Source organism: Aquabacterium sp. A7-Y, assembly GCF_026153205.1.
Taxonomy (GTDB): domain Bacteria; phylum Pseudomonadota; class Gammaproteobacteria; order Burkholderiales; family Burkholderiaceae_C; genus Caldimonas.
In genome coordinates this window covers 1-1,957 of sequence record NZ_JAPFBW010000078.1, presented here as the reverse complement: position 1 = coordinate 1,957, position 1,957 = coordinate 1, and the positions used below count along the sequence as shown (strand labels likewise).

Annotated in this window: 1 rRNA gene; it reads right to left on the bottom strand. The window is 55.9% G+C overall.

Annotated elements, in window-relative coordinates:
• Positions 1-195: 195 nt before the first annotated feature.
• A 16S ribosomal RNA gene (locus tag OOT46_RS30590) occupies positions 196-1,726 on the bottom strand.
• Between the last annotated feature and the right edge of the window lie 231 nt (positions 1,727-1,957).

Sequence of the window (1,957 nt, the reverse complement as noted above, 5' to 3'; positions counted from 1 at the left end):
GTTCACTCACTTCTGCGTGAAGCGTCTGCAGCCGGCGTCAACCTGCCGGTTCACGTTCACTTGCTGTCGTACACAACAACAGCCGATAAGTGTGGGCGCCCAAACTTGAGTGCACTCTTGGCTTCGGCCGCGCTCGGCGCGCTTAACTTCGCAAGCGAAGTTAGCCTTCACCGAAACGGCTTCGCCGTTTTCCAGAAAGGAGGTGATCCAGCCGCACCTTCCGATACGGCTACCTTGTTACGACTTCACCCCAGTCACGAACCCTGCCGTGGTGATCGCCCTCCTTGCGGTTAGGCTAACCACTTCTGGCAGAACCCGCTCCCATGGTGTGACGGGCGGTGTGTACAAGACCCGGGAACGTATTCACCGCGACATGCTGATCCGCGATTACTAGCGATTCCGACTTCACGCAGTCGAGTTGCAGACTGCGATCCGGACTACGACCGGTTTTCTGGGATTGGCTCCCCCTCGCGGGTTGGCAGCCCTCTGTACCGGCCATTGTATGACGTGTGTAGCCCTACCCATAAGGGCCATGATGACCTGACGTCATCCCCACCTTCCTCCGGTTTGTCACCGGCAGTCTCATTAGAGTGCCCTTTCGTAGCAACTAATGACAAGGGTTGCGCTCGTTGCGGGACTTAACCCAACATCTCACGACACGAGCTGACGACGGCCATGCAGCACCTGTGTCCAGGTTCTCTTTCGAGCACTCCCACATCTCTGCAGGATCCCTGGCATGTCAAGGGTAGGTAAGGTTTTTCGCGTTGCATCGAATTAAACCACATCATCCACCGCTTGTGCGGGTCCCCGTCAATTCCTTTGAGTTTCAACCTTGCGGCCGTACTCCCCAGGCGGTCAACTTCACGCGTTAGCTTCGTTACTGAACAGCAAGCCGTCCAACAACTAGTTGACATCGTTTAGGGCGTGGACTACCAGGGTATCTAATCCTGTTTGCTCCCCACGCTTTCGTGCATGAGCGTCAGTGCAGGCCCAGGAGATTGCCTTCGCCATCGGTGTTCCTCCGCATATCTACGCATTTCACTGCTACACGCGGAATTCCATCTCCCTCTGCCGCACTCTAGCCGTGCAGTCACAAATGCAGTTCCCAGGTTGAGCCCGGGGATTTCACATCTGTCTTGCACAACCGCCTGCGCACGCTTTACGCCCAGTAATTCCGATTAACGCTCGCACCCTACGTATTACCGCGGCTGCTGGCACGTAGTTAGCCGGTGCTTATTCTTCAGGTACCGTCATCACTCCGAGGTATTAGCCCAGAGCTTTTCTTCCCTGACAAAAGCGGTTTACAACCCGAAGGCCTTCTTCCCGCACGCGGCATGGCTGGATCAGGCTTGCGCCCATTGTCCAAAATTCCCCACTGCTGCCTCCCGTAGGAGTCTGGGCCGTGTCTCAGTCCCAGTGTGGCTGGTCGTCCTCTCAGACCAGCTACAGATCGTCGCCTTGGTAGGCCTTTACCCCACCAACTAGCTAATCTGACATCGGCCGCTCCAATAGCGCGAGGTCTTGCGATCCCCCGCTTTCACCCTCAGGTCGTATGCGGTATTAATCCGGCTTTCGCCGGGCTATCCCCCACTACTGGGCACGTTCCGATGTATTACTCACCCGTTCGCCACTCGCCACCAGGATTGCTCCCGTGCTGCCGTTCGACTTGCATGTGTAAGGCATGCCGCCAGCGTTCAATCTGAGCCAGGATCAAACTCTTCAGTTCGATCTTGAATTTCGCTCAAAGAATTGAAGTGAACTTCACTTCCATGAGCATTTAAAGTCTTGCGACCCGGAACTGCAGTTGCCCACAGTCCCTGGCACTCGCCTTCAAACGCCCACGCTTATCGGCTGTTATTTGTTAAAGAGCTATTGCCGCTCAACCCCAGAACTTCTACCATCCTGTCCGTCGTCGGCACTGATATCGCCTTGCGTCGCTATCAGCAGAGAGGCGAGA